Below are 836 nucleotides of genomic sequence, written 5' to 3'. Positions count from 1 at the left end.
CGCCATAGGGCGGGATCGAGATCAGAAACGGGCGGTCGCGGCGCCCGATCGCGGCCTTGAGCAGGAACTCCCCCTCCGCCAGAGGCAGGATCGCGGCCACCTTGATCGACACCTGCGAAAAGATGATCGGTCCCAGCGGGATCGTGGGCAGGTTGTACCGCACCCCCACCTCTATCTGCGGCGGCAATATGTCGATCTCGTAATAGGGACCCTGCTTGCCGCCGCCCGACAGGTACGAGGTGAGCGCCGAGATGAACTGGACCTGCTTGCCCAGTTCGAAATCTTCGGGCAGCACCGAGACACGCGTGCTCCTGCCCTTTCCGGCGGTGAACTTCGCGGCCCGGAAATGCAGCTTCACGACGTCGAAGCCCGGCAGGATGTTGATGGTGAACGGGTGCAGCCAGGCATCGGCCCAGAACTCCCGCTCTCCGGTGATCAGATGGTAGGTGGCGCCTGAATCGATTACCAGATCGCCCTTCCGCGACGCGAAGGTTGCTTCGAGCGGATCCTCGGGGTTCTCGTAGAATATCGCCCGGACATTCTCCTCGCCGCCCTTGCCGTCGTCGATCGTCCAGTAATCGTCAAATTCGAGGATCTTCCTGCCGTCACGGTTCTCGGTCTTCGGGGTCGCGATCTCGAAGATCGGCCTGCCCGGAGGAAAATCGCCGATGGGCGTGGACCAGGGAAAGACCACCCCGACCTTGACCGGCAGCAGGTTCAGGATGGCGGTCTCGATCTCGTCCTTCAGCCGCTCGAGCTTGAATATGTCGCTGAACTGTCCCTCGAGAAGCAACTGAGCCAGATCGCCCACCGACGCCACGGCACGCTCCAGCGCC

Annotated in this window: 1 protein-coding gene; it reads right to left on the bottom strand. The window is 62.7% G+C overall.

Going from position 1 to position 836, the window contains the following annotated elements:
• On the bottom strand, positions 1–836 hold an 836-nt coding region (locus A3764_RS25425; RefSeq protein ID WP_161487523.1), incomplete at both ends, for a hypothetical protein.

It is taken from the genome of Sulfitobacter sp. HI0129 (assembly GCF_001635395.1).
Lineage (GTDB): Bacteria > Pseudomonadota > Alphaproteobacteria > Rhodobacterales > Rhodobacteraceae > Sulfitobacter.
The sequence above is the reverse complement of the archived record's forward strand: the minus strand, read 5'-3'. Positions and strand labels throughout refer to the sequence as shown.